Below are 15,605 nucleotides of genomic sequence, written 5' to 3'. Positions count from 1 at the left end.
GCTGCGCACGCCAGCCGAGCAGGCGCAGGGTCTGGGCATGGGTGTCCGGCAGGTGCTGCTGGACCAGGCCACGCAGCAGCAGTGGACCCGCAGCGGCACCTTGCAGGAAGCGGTGTCGAACAAGCTCGCCGAATGGCTCGACTCGGGCCTGCAAGAGTGGGACATCTCCCGCGATGCACCGTATTTCGGCTTCGAGATTCCCGGCGAGCCGGGCAAGTACTTCTATGTGTGGCTGGACGCGCCGATCGGCTACATGGCCAGCTTCAAGAACCTCTGCGCACGCCGCCCGGAGCTGGACTTCGACGCCTTCTGGAAGCCTGACTCCAGCGCCGAGCTGTACCACTTCATCGGCAAGGACATCGTCAACTTCCACGCCCTGTTCTGGCCAGCCATGCTCGAAGGTGCGGGTTTCCGTAAGCCGACCGCAGTCAACGTGCACGGCTACCTGACCGTCAATGGCGCGAAGATGTCCAAGTCGCGCGGTACCTTCATCAAGGCCCGCACCTACCTGGACCACCTGCAGCCGGAGTACCTGCGCTACTACTACGCCTCCAAGCTGGGCCGTGGGGTAGACGACCTGGACCTGAACCTCGAAGACTTCGTGCAGAAGGTCAACTCCGACCTGGTCGGCAAGGTGGTGAACATCGCCAGCCGCTGCGCAGGCTTCATCCACAAGGGCAACGACGGCGTGCTGGTAGTCGGCGATGCTGCGCCGGAGCTGACCGAGGCCTTCCGCGTCGCCGCACCGTCGATTGCCGAAGCCTACGAAGCCCGTGATTTCTCCCGCGCCATGCGCGAGATCATGGCCCTGGCCGACCGTGCCAACGCCTGGATCGCCGACAAGGCGCCGTGGGCCCTGGCCAAGCAGGAAGGCAAGCAGGACGAGGTGCAGGCCATCTGCGCCCAGGGCGTCAACCTGTTCCGCCAGCTGGTGATCTTCCTGAAACCCGTGCTGCCGGTGCTGGCAGCCGATGCCGAAGCCTTCCTCAACGTCACCCCGCTGACCTGGAACGACCTGGGCTCGCGCCTGGAAAACCACCAGCTGAACCCGTTCAAGGCCCTGATGAGCCGCATCGAGCCGGCCAAGGTCGAAGCCATGGTCGCTGCCAGCAAGGAAGACCTGGCCGCCAGCCAGGACGCCAAGCCCACCGGCAACGGCGAGCTGGCCAAGGACCCGCTGTCGCCGGAAGTCGAGTTCGACACCTTCGCCGCCGTCGACCTGCGCGTGGCGCTGATCGTCAAGGCCGAGGCCGTGGAGGGGGCCGACAAGCTGCTGCGCCTGACCCTGGACATCGGTGACGAGCGTCGCAACGTGTTCTCCGGCATCAAGTCGGCCTACCCCGACCCGGCCCAGCTGGAAGGTCGGCTGACCATGATGGTGGCCAACCTCAAGCCTCGCAAGATGCGCTTCGGCGTGTCCGAAGGCATGGTCATGGCGGCCGGCCCTGGCGGCGAGGAAATCTACCTGCTCAGCCCCGACAGCGGCGCCAAGCCAGGCCAACGCATCAAATAATGCCTGTCACTGCCCCGGCCCTTGGCCGGGGCATTTGCATCCCCCGCCTGCTGCACGATAATCAGCGCACCTTTCGCCCTTCGGCACCTTCATGAGCGACTTCGTCCTGGTACTGGTCAGCGCCGCGCTGGTCAACCACCTGATGCTGCACAGCGCACCGGTCAGCCGTATCCGGGTGCATGTGCTGGGCTTGTGCAGCGCCTTGTCGATGCTGGTCGCGCTGCCCGTGGCGGCGCGCTTGCCGCAGGCTTCGGGGCTGGAGCTGCTGGTTGCCCTGCCCTTGCTGGCAGCGTTGGCCGGGGGCATACCGGCGCTGCTTGCAAAGCTGCGTCCCGAATGGCCGCTGTCGGGGGTACAGCCGCTGCTGCTGGGCAATGTGGCGGTGCTAGGCTTGTTCCTGCAACGGGCCAACGAGGTCAGCACTTGGGGGACGGCGCTGGCCTGGGGCCTGTTCGCCGGTGCCGGGTTCTGGCTGGCGTTGGCGCTGTTCCACGACCTGCGCCAGCGCAGCGACCACCCCGACCTTGCGCTGGCCCTGCGTGGCCTGCCTATCGAGCTGATCGCTGCCGGGGTGATGGCCATGGCCTTTTCCGGCCTCAATGGACTGTTCGCACAATGAACCTGATTCAACCTCACGATGCCAACGCCTGAGCTACGCCAGCGCCAAACCATGGGCTTGGTGCTACTGGCCTGCGTACCTGGCCAGCTGGCGCTGCTGTGGTTTCACGGCTGGGGCGTGCTGTTCAACCTGCTGGCCTGTACCCTCGCGGCCGCCGCTTGCGAAGCGGCGCTACTGCGCTTGCGGGACCTCCCGGTTGGCCCATCGTTGAACGACGGCAGCGCCCTGATCAGCGCCGTGCTGCTGGCCATCGCCCTGCCCAGCCACGCCCCCTGGTGGCTGCCGGTGACGGCCTCGGTGGTGGCCATCGGTCTCGGCAAGCAGGCCTTCGGCGGTGTTGGCCGCAATCCGTTCAACCCGGCCATGGTCGGCTATGCCTTCGTGCTGCTGAGCTTCCCGTTGCAGATGACCCACTGGCCGGGTGCCTCGCCAGGGCTGTCAGACACCGTCAGCCTGCTGTTCGGGGGCGAAACGCCGATAGATGCCTGGGCGCAGCCCACCCTACTCGATGGCCTGCGCCACAACCGTAGCCTGACCATGGACGAACTGTTTGCCGGACATCCCGGTTTCGGCGCAGTGGGTGGGCGCGCCAGCGAGTGGGTGAATGCCGCCTTCCTGCTGGGTGGGTTGTTCCTGTTGCAACGCAGGGTATTTAGCTGGCACGCACCGGTCGGCCTGCTGGCAGGGCTGTTCGTGTTCAGCCTGCTGGGCTGGAATGGCTCGGGCTCCGACTCCCATGGCTCGCCATTACTGCACCTGTTCAGCGGCTCGACCATGCTCGCGGCGTTCTTCATTGCCACGGAACCTGTGTCCGGCCCCAGGCTGCCCCTGGCCAGGCTGCTGTTCGGCCTCGGCGTTGGCGCATTGATCTACCTGATTCGTACTTGGGGCAGTTACCCAGATGGCACGGCCTTCGCCATCCTGCTGATGAACCTGGGCGTGCCTGCGCTGGACCGCCTGGCATTGCGCCGCCAGCAGGCCGCGCCATGAAGCCTGCCCTCCTGGCATCGGTGATCGGGCTGGCGCTCGCGGCCACGCTGGCCTGTTGGTACTGGACCGCCGCCCCTATCGCCGAGGCCGAACGTCAGTTGGAGCGCCAACAATGGCTGGCAGCGCTGCCCGCCGGCAGCTATGACAACGACCCTCTGCTCGCACCATTACCCATCGCAGGTAGCAAGCTGGCCCACAGCCAGTTGCTGTCGGCCTATCGCGCAACCCTGGCAGGCAAGCCCGTCGCAGTGCTGCTGCGCAGCCAGGCCCAGGGTTATGCAGGCCCGATCCAGCTGGCAATTGCCATCGACAGCACCGGGCGCCTGGCCGGCATACGTGTGCTAGCGCAACACGAAACGCCGGGGCTTGGCGGACAACTGGCCGAGCCGCAGCGACACTGGCTGGAGCAGTTCAGCCAGCGCGACGTGAATGCCCACTGGGCGCTGAAGCGCGACCAGGGCGATTTCGACCAACTGGCAGGCGCGACAGTCACCTCCCGCGGTGTGATCGACGCGCTGCAAGACGCCCTGCGCTACTTCGATATGCATCGCCACACCTTGCTACAGGCCTCCCACGATGACTAGGTTCTGGCTGTTCGGCACCTCTCTGGCGCCCCTGCTCGGTGCAACCGGCAACCTCGCGCAAGGTATAGCCCTCGGGCTATGCGCTGTTGGCCTGCTGCTGTGCCACCAGGCATTGATGGCCCCACTGCGCCAAGCCCTGCAAGGCCCCCTGCGCCTCGTCGCAAGCCTGGCCATTGCCGCAGCACTCGCCACTTGCCTGCAATTGGCCTTGCGCGCCTGGGCCTTGCCCGTCGCGCTCTCCCTCGGACACTACCCCGCCTTGCTGTGCCTGTACTGCGTGGCCGCAGACAGCCACCTGCCCGCCAGCCGCCGCTGGCGCGCACTGGTCCTGCACCTGGCGGGGCTGATGACCCTGTGCCTGGTGCTCGGTGCCTGTCGCCAGGGCCTGGCCCAGGTGGCCAACCTGCACCTCGCGAGCCTGGCACCCGGCGCATTGATGCTGCTAGGCCTGCTGTTGGCCTTGTACAATCGCCTGCGTCCGGGCACTGCCCCCTCTCGCCGTCAAGGAACGCTTTGAGCTCATGAATGCTGCCAAACGCCTGGAGATCTTTCGCAGGCTGCACGAAGACAACCCCGACCCGAAGACCGAACTTGCCTACAGCACCCCGTTCGAACTGCTGATTGCAGTAATCCTCTCGGCCCAAGCCACCGACGTGGGTGTCAACAAAGCCACCGCTCGCCTGTACCCGGTCGCCAATACACCCGAGGCGATCTACGCCCTGGGCGTCGAAGGGCTCAGCGAGTACATCAAGACCATTGGCCTCTATAACAGCAAGGCCAAGAACGTCATCGAGACCTGCCGCCTGCTGATCGAACTGCACGGCAGCGAAGTGCCGCAGGACCGCGAGGCCCTCGAAGCGCTTCCGGGCGTGGGCCGCAAGACCGCCAATGTGGTGCTCAACACCGCCTTCCGGCAATTGGCGATGGCCGTGGACACGCATATCTTCCGGGTCAGCAACCGTACCGGCATTGCGCCGGGCAAGAACGTCCTGGAAGTGGAAAAGAAGCTGCTCAAGTTCGTGCCCAAGGACTACCTGCTCGACGCGCACCATTGGTTGATCCTGCATGGCCGCTATGTTTGCCAGGCACGCAAGCCACGTTGTGGGAGCTGTCGGATAGAAGACTTGTGCGAGTACAAGCAAAAAACATCGGACGATTGAAGCAATAGAGAAAAACCAGCAAATACGATTGAAAAAATCTTTTTTACCAGGCTCAGGATTCTCGCTATAAGGACGGCCAATGGCCCTTTGGCTTGGAGTGACTCATGAGCATTGATACGGATGAGATGATCGACGACAACGTCGCTGCGCAAGACGAAGACGAGCCCCGCGTGGAACCCGCGAAGACCAACCTGAGCAAGCGCCGCACCATTGACAATCTTCTGGAAGAACGACGCCTGCAGAAACAGCTGGCCGATTACGATTTCGACCTGTAAGCACGCATACCGCCCTGTAAAAAGCCTCCCTTGCGGAGGCTTTTTCGTTTCAGGCGAGCCCGTGACGTTGGGCCAACTCGATCAGGTCGACCAGTGAACGAGCATTGAGCTTGAGCAGCAGGCGCGTCTTGTAGGTACTGACCGTCTTGTTACTGAGGAACATGCTGTCGGCGATTTCCTTGTTGGTGCGGCCTCGCGCCAATTGCTGCAGCACCATCATCTCCCGGCCGGACAAGCGCTCGACCATTTCCGTCTCACTACCGCTACCCACTCCACCTCGTGTCTTGTGCAATGCCTGGTTGGGGAAATAGCTGTAACCGGAAAGCACTGCTTTTATTGCACTGAGCAACTCGGTCAGTTCCTGCTGCTTGCACACATAACCGGCAGCCCCCGATTGCATGCAACGCATGGAAAAATGCCCAGGCGCCTGGGACGTCAACACCAGCACCTTGGTACCGGGGCTTGCCGCTGTCATGCGAGCAATGACTTCGAGCCCATCCAGCTTGGGGATGCCGATGTCCAGCACGACGATATCCGGCAAGTACTCTCTTGTAAGTTGCAGCGCATCCACACCATTGTCGGTTTCCGACACCACTTCATAGCCATGCCGTTCCATCAGCATGCGTACGGCCAAGCGAATGACCGGATGATCATCCACGATAAGCACTTTATTCATGGGATATCCATTGATCCGTTATTCTAGTTGTGACGCGCCAAGATACCCGAGCGAATCGTTTCATTGCGCGGCTATTCCCTAGCCACACACACGCAAAGAAGGACCCTACGCAAAAAAGAGAAACTTCCTACATTCAACTTTTCAATAAAAGCCACCAGCGCGTTATACGCATGTGCAGGTGAACGCTAGCATCCTGCGCGGCCCGTCTCCAAGTTGGGAAAATACTCACCTGGCGCCGGATTTTTCTTCACGCGATACTGGAAACCCTTAATCAGATGCGCGCTGTACAGACACAGCAATCTCCAGGGGAAATCACCTACCTTTCACCCCACAGTGAAACGCTATACAGATGCGGATAACCACAAACAGGTGACCCGCATGAAAAGCGACGACCCCATCAGCCCCCTGACCATCATCGCTATTTTCGCAGGCATCATCGAAGCCTCGGCGCTCGCCTCCTTGCCCTTTCTGAGCGAAAAGAGCCAAAGCATCTACACATGGTTCCTGGTGGCCTTTCCGTTTTTCCTCACGGTATTGTTCTTCCTGACCTTGAACTTCAACTACGCGTCGCTCTACAAACCCATCCAGGCAGAGCCGCAAGCCGGCCGCCCCAGGAGCACGCGCGCTACGGCCTGGGGTCAACAGCGAGTCGAAGGGGGGCCAAGTACGAGTGCGAACGAATCGCCGAATGTCGTGACCATTGCGCTATCGGGGCCGGAAACCCGGAAAACCATCGAACAGCATGTATTGCGTATCGTCACGCAACCTTCCGAACACATGCACAGCTGGGTGCTCTACAACCTGGACTGCCGCACCTGCGTGAACCTTTCGGTGCGGCCACTTGAAGAGAACGAGGGCCCTTGTCCGGCTTCCCCTCCCTAGCGCCTGGCCCTAGGGTTTCGCCCATAAAAAAACCCGGCATTGGCCGGGTTTTTTACGGTGCAGAACCGATCAGAGCAGCGAGCGGCCCTTGTTCGCGGCGATACGCATGCGCAACGCGTTGAGCTTGATGAAGCCTGCGGCATCGGCCTGGTTGTAGGCACCGCCATCTTCCTCGAAGGTCGCGATGTTGGCATCGAACAGCGAATCGTCCGACTTGCGGCCAACGACGGTGACATTGCCCTTGTACAGTTTCAGGCGGACCACACCGTTCACACTGGCCTGCGAGGCGTCGATCATCTGCTGCAGCATCAGACGCTCCGGGCTCCACCAGTAGCCGGTGTAGATCAGGCTGGCGTACTTGGGCATCAGCTCATCCTTGAGGTGAGCGACTTCACGGTCGAGGGTGATCGACTCGATGGCACGGTGGGCGCGCAGCATGATGGTGCCGCCAGGGGTCTCGTAGCAGCCGCGCGACTTCATGCCGACATAGCGGTTCTCGACGATGTCCAGGCGGCCGATGCCGTTGGCACCACCGATGCGGTTCAGGTCGGCCAGCACAGTGGCTGGGCTCTTCTCGACGCCGTCGATGGCGACGATGTCACCGTTGCGGTAGGTCAGCTCGATGTAGGTAGCCTGGTCCGGGGCGTTCTCCGGGGAGACGCTCCAACGCCACATGTCTTCTTCGTGCTCGGTCCAGGTATCTTCCAGCACACCGCCTTCGTAGGAAATGTGCAGCAGGTTGGCGTCCATCGAGTACGGCGACTTCTTCTTGCCGTGGCGCTCGATCGGGATACCGTGCTTCTCGGCATAGTCCATCAGCTTTTCGCGGGACAGCAGGTCCCACTCACGCCAGGGTGCGATGACCTTGACGCCCGGCTTGAGTGCGTAGGCGCCCAGCTCGAAACGAACCTGGTCGTTACCTTTGCCGGTAGCGCCGTGGGAAATGGCGTCGGCGCCGGTTTCGTTGGCGATCTCGATCAGGCGCTTGGCGATCAGCGGACGGGCGATGGAAGTACCCAGCAGGTACTCGCCCTCGTAGACGGTGTTGGCGCGGAACATCGGGAAGACGAAATCACGCACGAATTCTTCGCGCAGGTCATCGATGTAGATTTCCTTGACGCCCATTGCCTGCGCCTTGGCGCGGGCCGGCTCGACCTCTTCGCCCTGGCCCAGGTCAGCGGTGAAGGTCACCACTTCGCAGTTGTAGGTGTCTTGCAGCCACTTGAGAATCACCGAAGTATCAAGGCCGCCGGAATACGCCAATACGACCTTTTTTACGTCCGCCATGCCATCACTCCACGGGGTTGTACGGAAAGGGTCTGATTCTACCGGCCTCGCGGAAGAAATTACAGTGGGGCGACAGCTTGTGATGACAAAGCGACAGGAAATGTCGTGAGCGCGACCGTAGGTCGCACTCAGGCTTTTTTCGCGCCTGCTGGCGCGGCCGGCGCTGGGGCGGCGGGGGCAGGAGCCGTGGTGGCCGGGGCCGCTGCGGCAGGCTGGACGGGCGCTTGCGCAGGTTTTTCCACGGGCTTTTCAACCGGTGTCACGCGGTCGAGCTGGATGTTCACCCGACGGTTGCGCGCCCGGTTGGCCGCACTGTTGTTCTTGGCCAGGGGGTAGCGTTCGCCATGGAAGCGCACGGTGATCTGCTCGTCCGGCACGCCATGGGCCTTGAAGTAATCAGCGACCGCCAGTGCACGGCGGCGCGAGGCATCACGGTTGGTGAGGCGGTTGCCGCTGTTGTCGGCGTGGCCGTCGAGCTCGATGTGGTTCACCGACGGGTCGGCCTTCAGGTAGTCGAGGATCACATCCAGCTGCGCCCGCTGCGCACTGCTCAGGTCGAAGCCCGTGCCAGGGAAGCTGACCTGGGTCTGGCGAATCTGGTCATAGTTCATCGGCAGCAGCTTGCTGGCACATACCTGGTAGTCGGTGTAGGCCTTGGCGAAGCTGATCGGCAGCACACGCACTTCCATCAACCTGCCACCTTCACCGGTATGGTTGCGCACCACGGTACTGCGACCATCGAGCAGGCCATTGATCAAGCGGCTGGCCTGGCCCTGGGAAGAACTGAACAACACCCCATTACGGTTCATCCGCACCGCGCCGAGGTTGATGTCGCTACGCCCCGGCTGCCAAGGCGCAGCGGCCGCCAGCAGGATCGCCGAGCCGGCGCCCAGCGCGTTGCTGTCCGAACGCAGCTGGAATACCGGCTGCTCACCTGCGCGGCGCACGAACTGGCCACTGCCGAAACCGTCGATCGGCTGGATCAAACGGCATTCGAACTGGTCGCCTTCGACCTTCCAGGCGATGTTCTCCATGCGGGTCTGGAAAGTCAGTGCCCCGGCCGGCAGGCTGGCAAACAGGGTGAGCAGGGCTAGGTAACGCTGGCGCACGGGCGGCTCCACAGATTGTGACGGCTTACATCAAGGCTATCGGACGCTTGCAGGAAAACTTGATAGCCGTGCTCGGCACGGGCTTTTCCGGTAGCATTGCGGCTTGAGTTCGACCCGCCTGGAAACCCCAATGTCCGACCGCCTGACCCTCCTGCGCCCCGACGACTGGCACATCCATCTGCGCGATGGTGCCGTCCTGCAACACACCGTCGGCGACGTGGCGCGTACCTTCGCCCGCGCCATCATCATGCCCAACCTGGTGCCACCGGTGCGCAATGCCGCCGAGGCCAGCGCCTATCGTGAGCGCATCCTCGCCGCACGCCCCGCCGGCAGCCGCTTCGAGCCGTTGATGGTGCTGTACCTCACCGACCGCACCAGCCCTGAGGACATCCGCGCGGCCAAGGCCAGCGGCGTGGTGTACGCCGCCAAGCTGTACCCGGCCGGCGCCACCACCAACTCCGACTCGGGCGTGACCAGCATCGACAACATCTTCCCGGCGATCGAGGCCCTGGCCGAGACCGGCCTGCCGCTGCTGGTGCACGGTGAAGTGACCCGCGCGGAAATCGACGTGTTCGACCGCGAGAAGCGTTTCATCGACGAGCACATGCGCCGCCTGGTCGAGCGCTTCCCCACCCTGAAGGTGGTGTTCGAGCACATCACCACCAGCGATGCCGCGCAGTTCGTCAGCGAGGCCCCGGCCAACGTCGGCGCCACCATCACTGCCCAGCACCTGCTGTACAACCGCAATCACATGCTGGTGGGCGGTATTCGCCCGCACTACTACTGCCTGCCGATCCTCAAGCGCAACACCCACCAGGTGGCGCTGCTGGATGCCGCCACCAGTGGCAGCCCGAAGTTCTTCCTCGGCACCGACTCGGCGCCCCACGCCAAGCACGCCAAGGAAGCCGCCTGCGGTTGCGCCGGTTGCTACACCGCCTATGCCGCGATCGAGCTGTATGCCGAGGCGTTCGAGCAGCGCAATGCGCTAGACAAGCTGGAAGGCTTCGCCAGCCTCCACGGCCCGGCGTTCTATGGCCTGCCGGCCAACACCGACACCATCACCCTGGTGCGCGAAGAGTGGACCGCCCCCGAAAGCCTGCCCTTCGGCGACAACACCGTGATCCCGCTGCGCGCCGGTGAAAAACTGCGCTGGCGCCTGCTGGAGGACAACGCGTGAGCGAAGACCTCTACGACGACGAACAAGATGGCCCGGTAGGCAGCAGTTCGCGCCACCCCATGGCCGAACGCTTCCGTGGCTACCTGCCGGTAGTGGTGGACGTGGAGACCGGTGGCTTCAACAGCGCTACCGACGCCCTGCTGGAAATCGCCGCCGTCACCATCGGCATGGACGAAAAGGGCTTCCTGTTCCCGGAGCACACCTACTTCTACCGCGTCGAGCCATTCGAAGGCGCCAACATCGAAGCGGCAGCCCTGGAGTTCACCGGCATCAAGCTGGACCACCCGCTGCGCATGGCGGTGAGCGAGGAAACCGCGCTTACCGACATCTTCCGCGGCGTACGCAAGGCCCTCAAGGCCAACGGCTGCAAGCGGGCGATCTTGGTCGGGCACAACAGCAGCTTCGACCTGGGCTTCCTCAACGCTGCGGTGGCGCGTACCGACCTCAAGCGCAATCCCTTCCACCCCTTCTCGAGCTTCGACACCGCCACCCTGGCCGGGCTCGCCTATGGCCAGACCGTGCTGGCACGTGCCTGCCAGAGCGCCGACATCGACTTCGACGGCCGTGAGGCGCATTCGGCGCGCTACGATACCGAGAAGACCGCCGAGCTGTTCTGCGGCATCGTCAACCGCTGGAAGGAAATGGGCGGCTGGCGCGACTTCGAAGATTGAGCGGTCACGTCGCACGCATAAAAAAACCGGCCACGAAGGCCGGTTTTTTTATGCGCTTGGCAATTACAGCTTGCCAGCGTTCTCGCTCAGGTAGGCAGCAACGCCTTCTGGCGAAGCGTTCATGCCCTTGTCGCCTTTCTTCCAGTTGGCCGGGCAGACTTCGCCATGCTCTTCGTGGAATTGCAGGGCGTCGACCAGACGCAGCAGTTCGTCCATGTTACGGCCCAGCGGCAGGTCGTTGATGATCTGCGAGCGAACCACACCGTTGGTGTCGATCAGGAAAGCGCCACGGAAGGCCACGCCGCCTTCGGACTCAACATCGTAGGCCTTGCAGATTTCGTGGGTCATGTCGGCAGCCAGGGTGTACTTGACCGGGCCGATGCCGCCGTTGTTGACCGGGGTGTTACGCCAGGCGTTGTGGGTGAAGTGCGAGTCGATCGACACGCCGATCACTTCCACGTTGCGTGCCTGGAAGTCAGGAATGCGATTGTCCAGGGCGATCAGCTCGGACGGGCAGACGAAGGTGAAGTCCAGTGGGTAGAAGAACACCAGGCCGTACTTGCCCTTGATGGCCGAAGCCAGGTTGAAGCTGTCGACGATTTCGCCATTGCCCAGCACAGCTGGCACGGTGAAGTCGGGGGCTTGTTTGCCAACGAGTACGCTCATTCGTTTCTCCTGAGGATGGTGAAAATGCGCTGCCGGGGAAAGCCTGCACCCGACACCAATAAAGGCCGACCATCATACACAGGTTCGCGTGACAGTCCGAATCCAACCACCGGTCGCTCAAGCACGCGGGTCTTGGAAAGAGTTTTGACAAGCATTCTCATTACCATTACTCTCCCCCCATCGACTCAACCAGCAATGGCCTGCCCTTATGTATGTGTGTCTCTGTGTCGGCGTGACCGATGGACAGATCCGCGATGCGATCTACGAAGGATGCTGCAGCTACAAGGAAGTCCGAACCGCCACCAATGTGGCCAGCCAATGTGGCAAATGCGCCTGCCTCGCGAAGCAGGTGGTTCGTGAAACCCTGACCGAACTTCAGGTCAGCCAGCAAGCTGCCCTGCCCTACCCCGCAGAATTCAACGCGGCGTAAAACAGCTATTCTCGAAGAACCGGACCTTGTGTCCGGTTTTTTTATGCCTGCAATTCAATAAGTTAGCGCCATAACGCGGTTCACAAACATTCTTATTCCTATTAAATTTCACTTATTATTCAATAACTTAGGTTTGACACTGGAAGTTGTCGGGCTCAAACTTCGCTGTATCGGCACACTTCTACAGGGCAGGAACCCGGCATGAAAGGCGACCTCAGCGTCATCAAGCATCTGAACACCATCCTCGGTAACGAGCTGGTCGCGATCAACCAGTACTTCCTGCACGCCCGCATGTACGAAGACTGGGGCCTGAACAAACTCGGCAAGCACGAGTACAAGGAATCCATCGACGAGATGAAGCACGCTGATAAAATCATCAAGCGTATTCTGTTCCTCGAAGGCATCCCCAACGTTCAGGACCTGGGCAAGCTGCTGATCGGCGAGCACACCAAGGAAATGCTCGAGTGCGACCTGAAGATCGAACAGAAAGGCTTGGTCGACCTCAAAGCGGCCATCGCCCACTGCGAGACTGCCGGCGACTTCGGTTCCCGCGAAATGCTCGAAGATATCCTCGAGTCCGAGGAAGAACACATTGACTGGCTGGAAACCCAGCTGGGCCTGATCGACAAGATCGGCATCGAGAACTACCTGCAATCGCAGATGGGCGAAGAGTAAGCAGCGCTTTTCCAGGCCCATGAAAAAGCCCCGCCTAGGCGGGGCTTTTTCATGGGCTCTGCAGCCGAATCAGGCTTCGGCAGCCTTGGCTGCGGCGTCCTTGATCAGGGTCTGCAGCTCGCCCTTCTCGAACATTTCCAGCACGATATCGCTACCGCCGACCAGCTCACCGGCCACCCACAGCTGTGGGAAGGTCGGCCAGTTGGCGTACTTGGGCAGGTTGGCGCGAATTTCCGGGTTCTGCAGGATGTCGACATAGGCGAACTTCTCACCACAACCCATCACAGCCTGCGAAGCGCGTGCCGAGAAGCCGCACTGCGGGGCATTCGGCGAGCCTTTCATGTAAAGCAGAATGGTGTTGTTGGCGATCTGCTCTTTGATTGTTTCGATGATATCCATGAAGCACCTCGGCTGAACTTTCCGACGCTAGTGTCGGCACGGTGACGCATTGTATCGGAAATACCGAGTGATGTGCTTGGTCATGTCGATCACGCCGCCTCCACCTCGACCGGTACGCCATTGAGCGCCGCGTTGCCTGATAACGCATCGCGCAGCCGTTCATCGGTCAGGTCGTTGGCACTGACGCCCGGCTGCGCGTGGGCGATCTGCATGCGCACACCTTGTCGCCCATGACCATAACCGTGCGGCAGGCTGACCACCCCCGGCATCACCTCCTCGCTGGCCTGCACCTGTACCTCCAGGCTGCCGGTACGCGAACGAATACGTACCCATTGTCCATCCTCCAACTGACGCTGCGTCATATCCTGGGGGTGCATCAACAACTGGTGCCGAGGCTTGCCTTTGACCAGGCGATGGAAGTTGTGCATCCAGGAATTGTTGCTGCGTACATGGCGACGGCCGATCAGCAGCAACTGATCCGCCGCGGGCGGCAGCTCCTTGGCCAGGCGCTGGAGGTCATCCAGCAACACCTGTGGCGCCGCCTCGACGGCCTGGCCGGAAGTACGCAGGCGCGCCGCCAGGTTAGGTTGCAGCGGCCCCAGGTCCAGGCCGTGAGGGTGCTGGTCGAGTACGCCCAGCGACAAGTCCCAGCTCGAGGCTTCGCCACGCGGCCCTTTGCGCAGGGCCAGGTCGATCATCTTTGCGGGAGGGATGGTCGGTTTCAGTTCCAGCTCGGCGCGCGCGGCGAAGGCCCGCGCCAGGCCGACGAAAATCTCCCAGTCATGCAGCGCGCCTTCAGGCTTGGCCAGGATCGCCCGGTTGAAACGGGTCACGTTACGCACAGCCAGCAGGTTAAAGGTGCTGTCGTAATGGTCGTTCTCCAGCGCCGAGGTGGATGGCAGTATCAGGTCGGCATGGCGGGTGGTTTCGTTGATGTACAGGTCAATGCTGAGCATGAACTCCAGCCCCTCCAGCGCCTGGTCGAGCTGGCGGCCGTTGGGGGTCGACAGCACCGGGTTGCCGGCCACGGTCACCAGGGCACGCACCTGCCCTTCGCCCTCGGTGAGCATTTCCTCGGCCAACGCCGCCACCGGCAACTCGCCGCCGTACTCGGGCAAGCCCGATACCCGGCTCTGCCATTGGTTGAAATGCCCACCCGAGAGGCTGGCCACCAAGTCAACGGCAGGCTCGGTGCACAACGCGCCGCCCACCCGATCAAGGTTACCGGTGACCAGGTTGAGCAATTGCACCAGCCAATGGCACAGGGTGCCGAAAGTTTGCGTGGACACGCCCATGCGCCCGTAACACACCGCACGCTTGGCGCGGGCGAAATCCCGGGCCAGTTGGCGTATGTCGCCACCATCGATGCCACACAGGCGACTCATCGACTCGGCAGTAAACGGCGCAATCGCCTCGCGCACCTGCTCCAGGCCATTGACCGGCAGGTGCGAGCCCTGGGCCAGGCCCTCGTCGAACAAGGTATTGAGCAGGCCACATAGCAACGCGGCATCGCCCCCTGGGCGGATGAACACATGCTGGTCGGCCATCGCCGCCGTCTCGCTGCGTCGCGGGTCGACCACTACCAGGCGGCCGCCTCGGGCGCGCAGGGCCTTCAGGCGTTTCTCCACATCCGGGACGGTCATGATGCTGCCGTTGGACGCCAGCGGGTTGCCGCCCAGGATCAGCATGAAGTCGGTGTGGTCGATGTCCGGAATCGGCAGCAACAGGCCATGACCGTACATCAGGTGGCTGGTGAGATGCTGGGGCAGTTGGTCGACCGAGGTGGCGGAGAAGCGGTTGCGGGTCTTGAGCAGGCCGAGGAAATAGTTGCTGTGGGTCATCAGGCCATAGTTGTGCACGCTCGGGTTGCCTTGGTAGACGGCAACGGCGTTACGGCCATGGGCCTGCTGGATGCTCCAGAGCCGCTCGGCGGCCAGGGCGAAGGCCTCGTCCCAGCCGATGGGCTCCCAATGCTCACCTACCCGGCGATGGGGTTGGCGCAGGCGGTCGGGGTCTTCCTGGATGTCTTGCAGCGCCACTGCCTTCGGGCAGATATGGCCACGGCTGAAGGGGTCTTGCGGGTCGCCCTTGATCGAGCTGATCGAAGCCCGCCCGTCGGGCTCATGGCTGACTTCGATGTTCAGGCCGCAAATGGCTTCGCACAGGTGACAGGCACGGTGATGCAGGATCTTGGTCATGGCCGCCTCTGCCTTGTTGTTATGGCGTTGTTGTGATGACGTGGTTCTGGAGCCTGGAACTATGCACCGGGCCAGGCAGCTGTACCACGCAGGTTCGCGGCGTGAATCCCACGACATCAGGCGGACGATTCGCGACACGAGGTTTGCCAAATCCCGGCCAAGCCGTGTAAAAACCCTGTAGAAAATAAAAAACAGCACACCCAGAAGGGTTTACGACACCCTTTGAAACAGGGCTGCTGTTTCCCCCCTTGGTTTGAGGCGACATTTAATTATAGTATTGCGCCTTTCCCTATT

At 62.2% G+C, this 15,605-nt stretch carries 18 protein-coding genes; 12 read left to right on the top strand and 6 right to left on the bottom strand.

Translation table 11 applies throughout. The features are described from left to right. The 7 genes from metG to ACQKPE_RS02285 all read left to right on the top strand — a co-directional run. Nucleotides 1-1,513: methionine--tRNA ligase (gene metG, locus ACQKPE_RS02315; protein WP_427663147.1), on the top strand; the 1,513-nt coding region annotated here is incomplete at its 5' end. A gap of 91 nt (nucleotides 1,514-1,604) precedes the next feature. Beyond that, on the top strand, nucleotides 1,605-2,132 hold the full coding sequence (locus tag ACQKPE_RS02310; RefSeq protein ID WP_427663146.1) for an Rnf-Nqr domain containing protein: 528 nt from the start codon (nucleotides 1,605-1,607) through the stop codon (nucleotides 2,130-2,132). An 18-nt stretch (nucleotides 2,133-2,150) separates the two neighbouring features. Beyond that, nucleotides 2,151-3,122 carry an RnfABCDGE type electron transport complex subunit D gene (locus ACQKPE_RS02305; RefSeq protein ID WP_427663145.1) on the top strand — a complete coding sequence of 324 codons (972 nt, stop codon included), beginning with the start codon at nucleotides 2,151-2,153 and terminating at the stop codon, nucleotides 3,120-3,122. Beyond that, nucleotides 3,119-3,706: an RnfABCDGE type electron transport complex subunit G gene (locus tag ACQKPE_RS02300; RefSeq protein ID WP_427663144.1), complete on the top strand. Its 588-nt coding sequence runs from the start codon at nucleotides 3,119-3,121 to the stop codon at nucleotides 3,704-3,706. Before ACQKPE_RS02305 ends, ACQKPE_RS02300 begins: the two co-directional genes overlap by 4 nt. Next, nucleotides 3,699-4,223, top strand: a complete 525-nt coding sequence (locus tag ACQKPE_RS02295) for an Rnf-Nqr domain containing protein (protein WP_427663143.1) — start codon at nucleotides 3,699-3,701, stop codon at nucleotides 4,221-4,223. The genes ACQKPE_RS02300 and ACQKPE_RS02295 overlap by 8 nt, the downstream gene beginning before the upstream one ends. 4 nt (nucleotides 4,224-4,227) lie before the next feature. Continuing rightward, nucleotides 4,228-4,866, top strand: a complete 639-nt coding sequence (nth, locus tag ACQKPE_RS02290) for an endonuclease III (protein ID WP_427663142.1) — start codon at nucleotides 4,228-4,230, stop codon at nucleotides 4,864-4,866. Nucleotides 4,867-4,970: 104 nt separating this feature from the next. After that, a complete protein-coding gene (locus ACQKPE_RS02285) occupies nucleotides 4,971-5,141 on the top strand; it encodes a PA3496 family putative envelope integrity protein (RefSeq protein ID WP_427663141.1) in 171 nt (56 codons plus the stop codon). A 49-nt stretch (nucleotides 5,142-5,190) separates the two neighbouring features. Here ACQKPE_RS02285 and ACQKPE_RS02280 read toward each other — a convergent pair whose 3' ends face one another. Next, on the bottom strand, nucleotides 5,191-5,817 hold the full coding sequence (locus tag ACQKPE_RS02280) for a response regulator (RefSeq protein WP_427663140.1): 627 nt from the start codon (nucleotides 5,815-5,817) through the stop codon (nucleotides 5,191-5,193). Between the two features lie 378 nt (nucleotides 5,818-6,195). Between ACQKPE_RS02280 and ACQKPE_RS02275 the strand changes: the two genes are divergently transcribed. Continuing rightward, nucleotides 6,196-6,699: a hypothetical protein gene (locus ACQKPE_RS02275; RefSeq protein ID WP_427663139.1), complete on the top strand. Its 504-nt coding sequence runs from the start codon at nucleotides 6,196-6,198 to the stop codon at nucleotides 6,697-6,699. A 69-nt stretch (nucleotides 6,700-6,768) separates the two neighbouring features. Here the strand turns inward: ACQKPE_RS02275 and ACQKPE_RS02270 are convergent, their stop codons facing one another. Beyond that, nucleotides 6,769-7,986, bottom strand: a complete 1,218-nt coding sequence (locus ACQKPE_RS02270) for an argininosuccinate synthase (RefSeq protein WP_427663138.1) — start codon at nucleotides 7,984-7,986, stop codon at nucleotides 6,769-6,771. 128 nt (nucleotides 7,987-8,114) lie between these two features. Continuing rightward, on the bottom strand, nucleotides 8,115-9,095 hold the full coding sequence (locus ACQKPE_RS02265; protein ID WP_427663137.1) for a flagellar protein MotY: 981 nt from the start codon (nucleotides 9,093-9,095) through the stop codon (nucleotides 8,115-8,117). A 130-nt stretch (nucleotides 9,096-9,225) separates the two neighbouring features. Between ACQKPE_RS02265 and pyrC the strand changes: the two genes are divergently transcribed. Both pyrC and rnt read left to right on the top strand, forming a co-directional pair. Then, nucleotides 9,226-10,272: a dihydroorotase gene (gene pyrC / locus ACQKPE_RS02260; protein WP_427663136.1), complete on the top strand. Its 1,047-nt coding sequence runs from the start codon at nucleotides 9,226-9,228 to the stop codon at nucleotides 10,270-10,272. Beyond that, the gene (rnt, locus tag ACQKPE_RS02255) at nucleotides 10,269-10,943 is read left to right on the top strand and encodes a ribonuclease T (RefSeq protein WP_427663135.1); all 675 of its coding nucleotides are present in this window, start codon (nucleotides 10,269-10,271) and stop codon (nucleotides 10,941-10,943) included. Before pyrC ends, rnt begins: the two co-directional genes overlap by 4 nt. A gap of 63 nt (nucleotides 10,944-11,006) precedes the next feature. Here rnt and ACQKPE_RS02250 read toward each other — a convergent pair whose 3' ends face one another. Continuing rightward, nucleotides 11,007-11,609, bottom strand: coding sequence for a peroxiredoxin (locus ACQKPE_RS02250; RefSeq protein WP_427663134.1), 603 nt, complete (start codon nucleotides 11,607-11,609; stop codon nucleotides 11,007-11,009). A gap of 208 nt (nucleotides 11,610-11,817) precedes the next feature. Here ACQKPE_RS02250 and ACQKPE_RS02245 point away from each other — a divergent pair, with 208 nt between their 5' ends. Together ACQKPE_RS02245 and bfr are read left to right on the top strand one after the other, a co-directional pair. Continuing rightward, entirely contained in the window at nucleotides 11,818-12,039 is a 222-nt protein-coding gene (locus tag ACQKPE_RS02245; RefSeq protein WP_427663133.1) for a bacterioferritin-associated ferredoxin, read from the top strand. Nucleotides 12,040-12,240: 201 nt separating this feature from the next. Continuing rightward, nucleotides 12,241-12,714: a bacterioferritin gene (bfr, locus tag ACQKPE_RS02240; RefSeq protein WP_427663132.1), complete on the top strand. Its 474-nt coding sequence runs from the start codon at nucleotides 12,241-12,243 to the stop codon at nucleotides 12,712-12,714. 69 nt (nucleotides 12,715-12,783) lie between these two features. On the opposite strand, the gene grxD is transcribed toward bfr, so the two are convergent. Both grxD and ACQKPE_RS02230 read right to left on the bottom strand, forming a co-directional pair. Beyond that, entirely contained in the window at nucleotides 12,784-13,113 is a 330-nt protein-coding gene (gene grxD, locus ACQKPE_RS02235; protein WP_427663131.1) for a Grx4 family monothiol glutaredoxin, read from the bottom strand. Between the two features lie 89 nt (nucleotides 13,114-13,202). Then, on the bottom strand, nucleotides 13,203-15,311 hold the full coding sequence (locus ACQKPE_RS02230; protein WP_427663130.1) for a molybdopterin oxidoreductase family protein: 2,109 nt from the start codon (nucleotides 15,309-15,311) through the stop codon (nucleotides 13,203-13,205). Nucleotides 15,312-15,605: the final 294 nt, after the last annotated feature.

The organism is Pseudomonas sp. NPDC089554 (genome assembly GCF_050280645.1).
In the GTDB taxonomy this organism is placed as follows: domain Bacteria; phylum Pseudomonadota; class Gammaproteobacteria; order Pseudomonadales; family Pseudomonadaceae; genus Aquipseudomonas.
Note: the sequence above shows the minus strand (reverse complement) of the source record. Positions and strands in the feature narration are given on the sequence as shown.

Bases quoted from the DNA above. Each gene is read 5' to 3' on its own strand.
- ACQKPE_RS02295 (WP_427663143.1), top strand. From the start codon at position 3,699: ATGACTAGGTTCTGGCTGTTCGGCACCTCTCTGGCGCCCCTGCTCGGT.
- ACQKPE_RS02270 (WP_427663138.1), bottom strand. From the start codon at position 7,986: ATGGCGGACGTAAAAAAGGTCGTATTGGCGTATTCCGGCGGCCTTGAT.
- ACQKPE_RS02245 (WP_427663133.1), top strand. From the start codon at position 11,818: ATGTATGTGTGTCTCTGTGTCGGCGTGACCGATGGACAGATCCGCGAT.
- ACQKPE_RS02275 (WP_427663139.1), top strand. From the start codon at position 6,196: ATGAAAAGCGACGACCCCATCAGCCCCCTGACCATCATCGCTATTTTC.
- ACQKPE_RS02300 (WP_427663144.1), top strand. From the start codon at position 3,119: ATGAAGCCTGCCCTCCTGGCATCGGTGATCGGGCTGGCGCTCGCGGCC.
- ACQKPE_RS02310 (WP_427663146.1), top strand. From the start codon at position 1,605: ATGAGCGACTTCGTCCTGGTACTGGTCAGCGCCGCGCTGGTCAACCAC.
- ACQKPE_RS02305 (WP_427663145.1), top strand. From the start codon at position 2,151: ATGCCAACGCCTGAGCTACGCCAGCGCCAAACCATGGGCTTGGTGCTA.
- grxD (WP_427663131.1), bottom strand. From the start codon at position 13,113: ATGGATATCATCGAAACAATCAAAGAGCAGATCGCCAACAACACCATT.
- ACQKPE_RS02250 (WP_427663134.1), bottom strand. From the start codon at position 11,609: ATGAGCGTACTCGTTGGCAAACAAGCCCCCGACTTCACCGTGCCAGCT.
- ACQKPE_RS02285 (WP_427663141.1), top strand. From the start codon at position 4,971: ATGAGCATTGATACGGATGAGATGATCGACGACAACGTCGCTGCGCAA.
- nth (WP_427663142.1), top strand. From the start codon at position 4,228: ATGAATGCTGCCAAACGCCTGGAGATCTTTCGCAGGCTGCACGAAGAC.
- bfr (WP_427663132.1), top strand. From the start codon at position 12,241: ATGAAAGGCGACCTCAGCGTCATCAAGCATCTGAACACCATCCTCGGT.
- ACQKPE_RS02280 (WP_427663140.1), bottom strand. From the start codon at position 5,817: ATGAATAAAGTGCTTATCGTGGATGATCATCCGGTCATTCGCTTGGCC.
- ACQKPE_RS02230 (WP_427663130.1), bottom strand. From the start codon at position 15,311: ATGACCAAGATCCTGCATCACCGTGCCTGTCACCTGTGCGAAGCCATT.
- pyrC (WP_427663136.1), top strand. From the start codon at position 9,226: ATGTCCGACCGCCTGACCCTCCTGCGCCCCGACGACTGGCACATCCAT.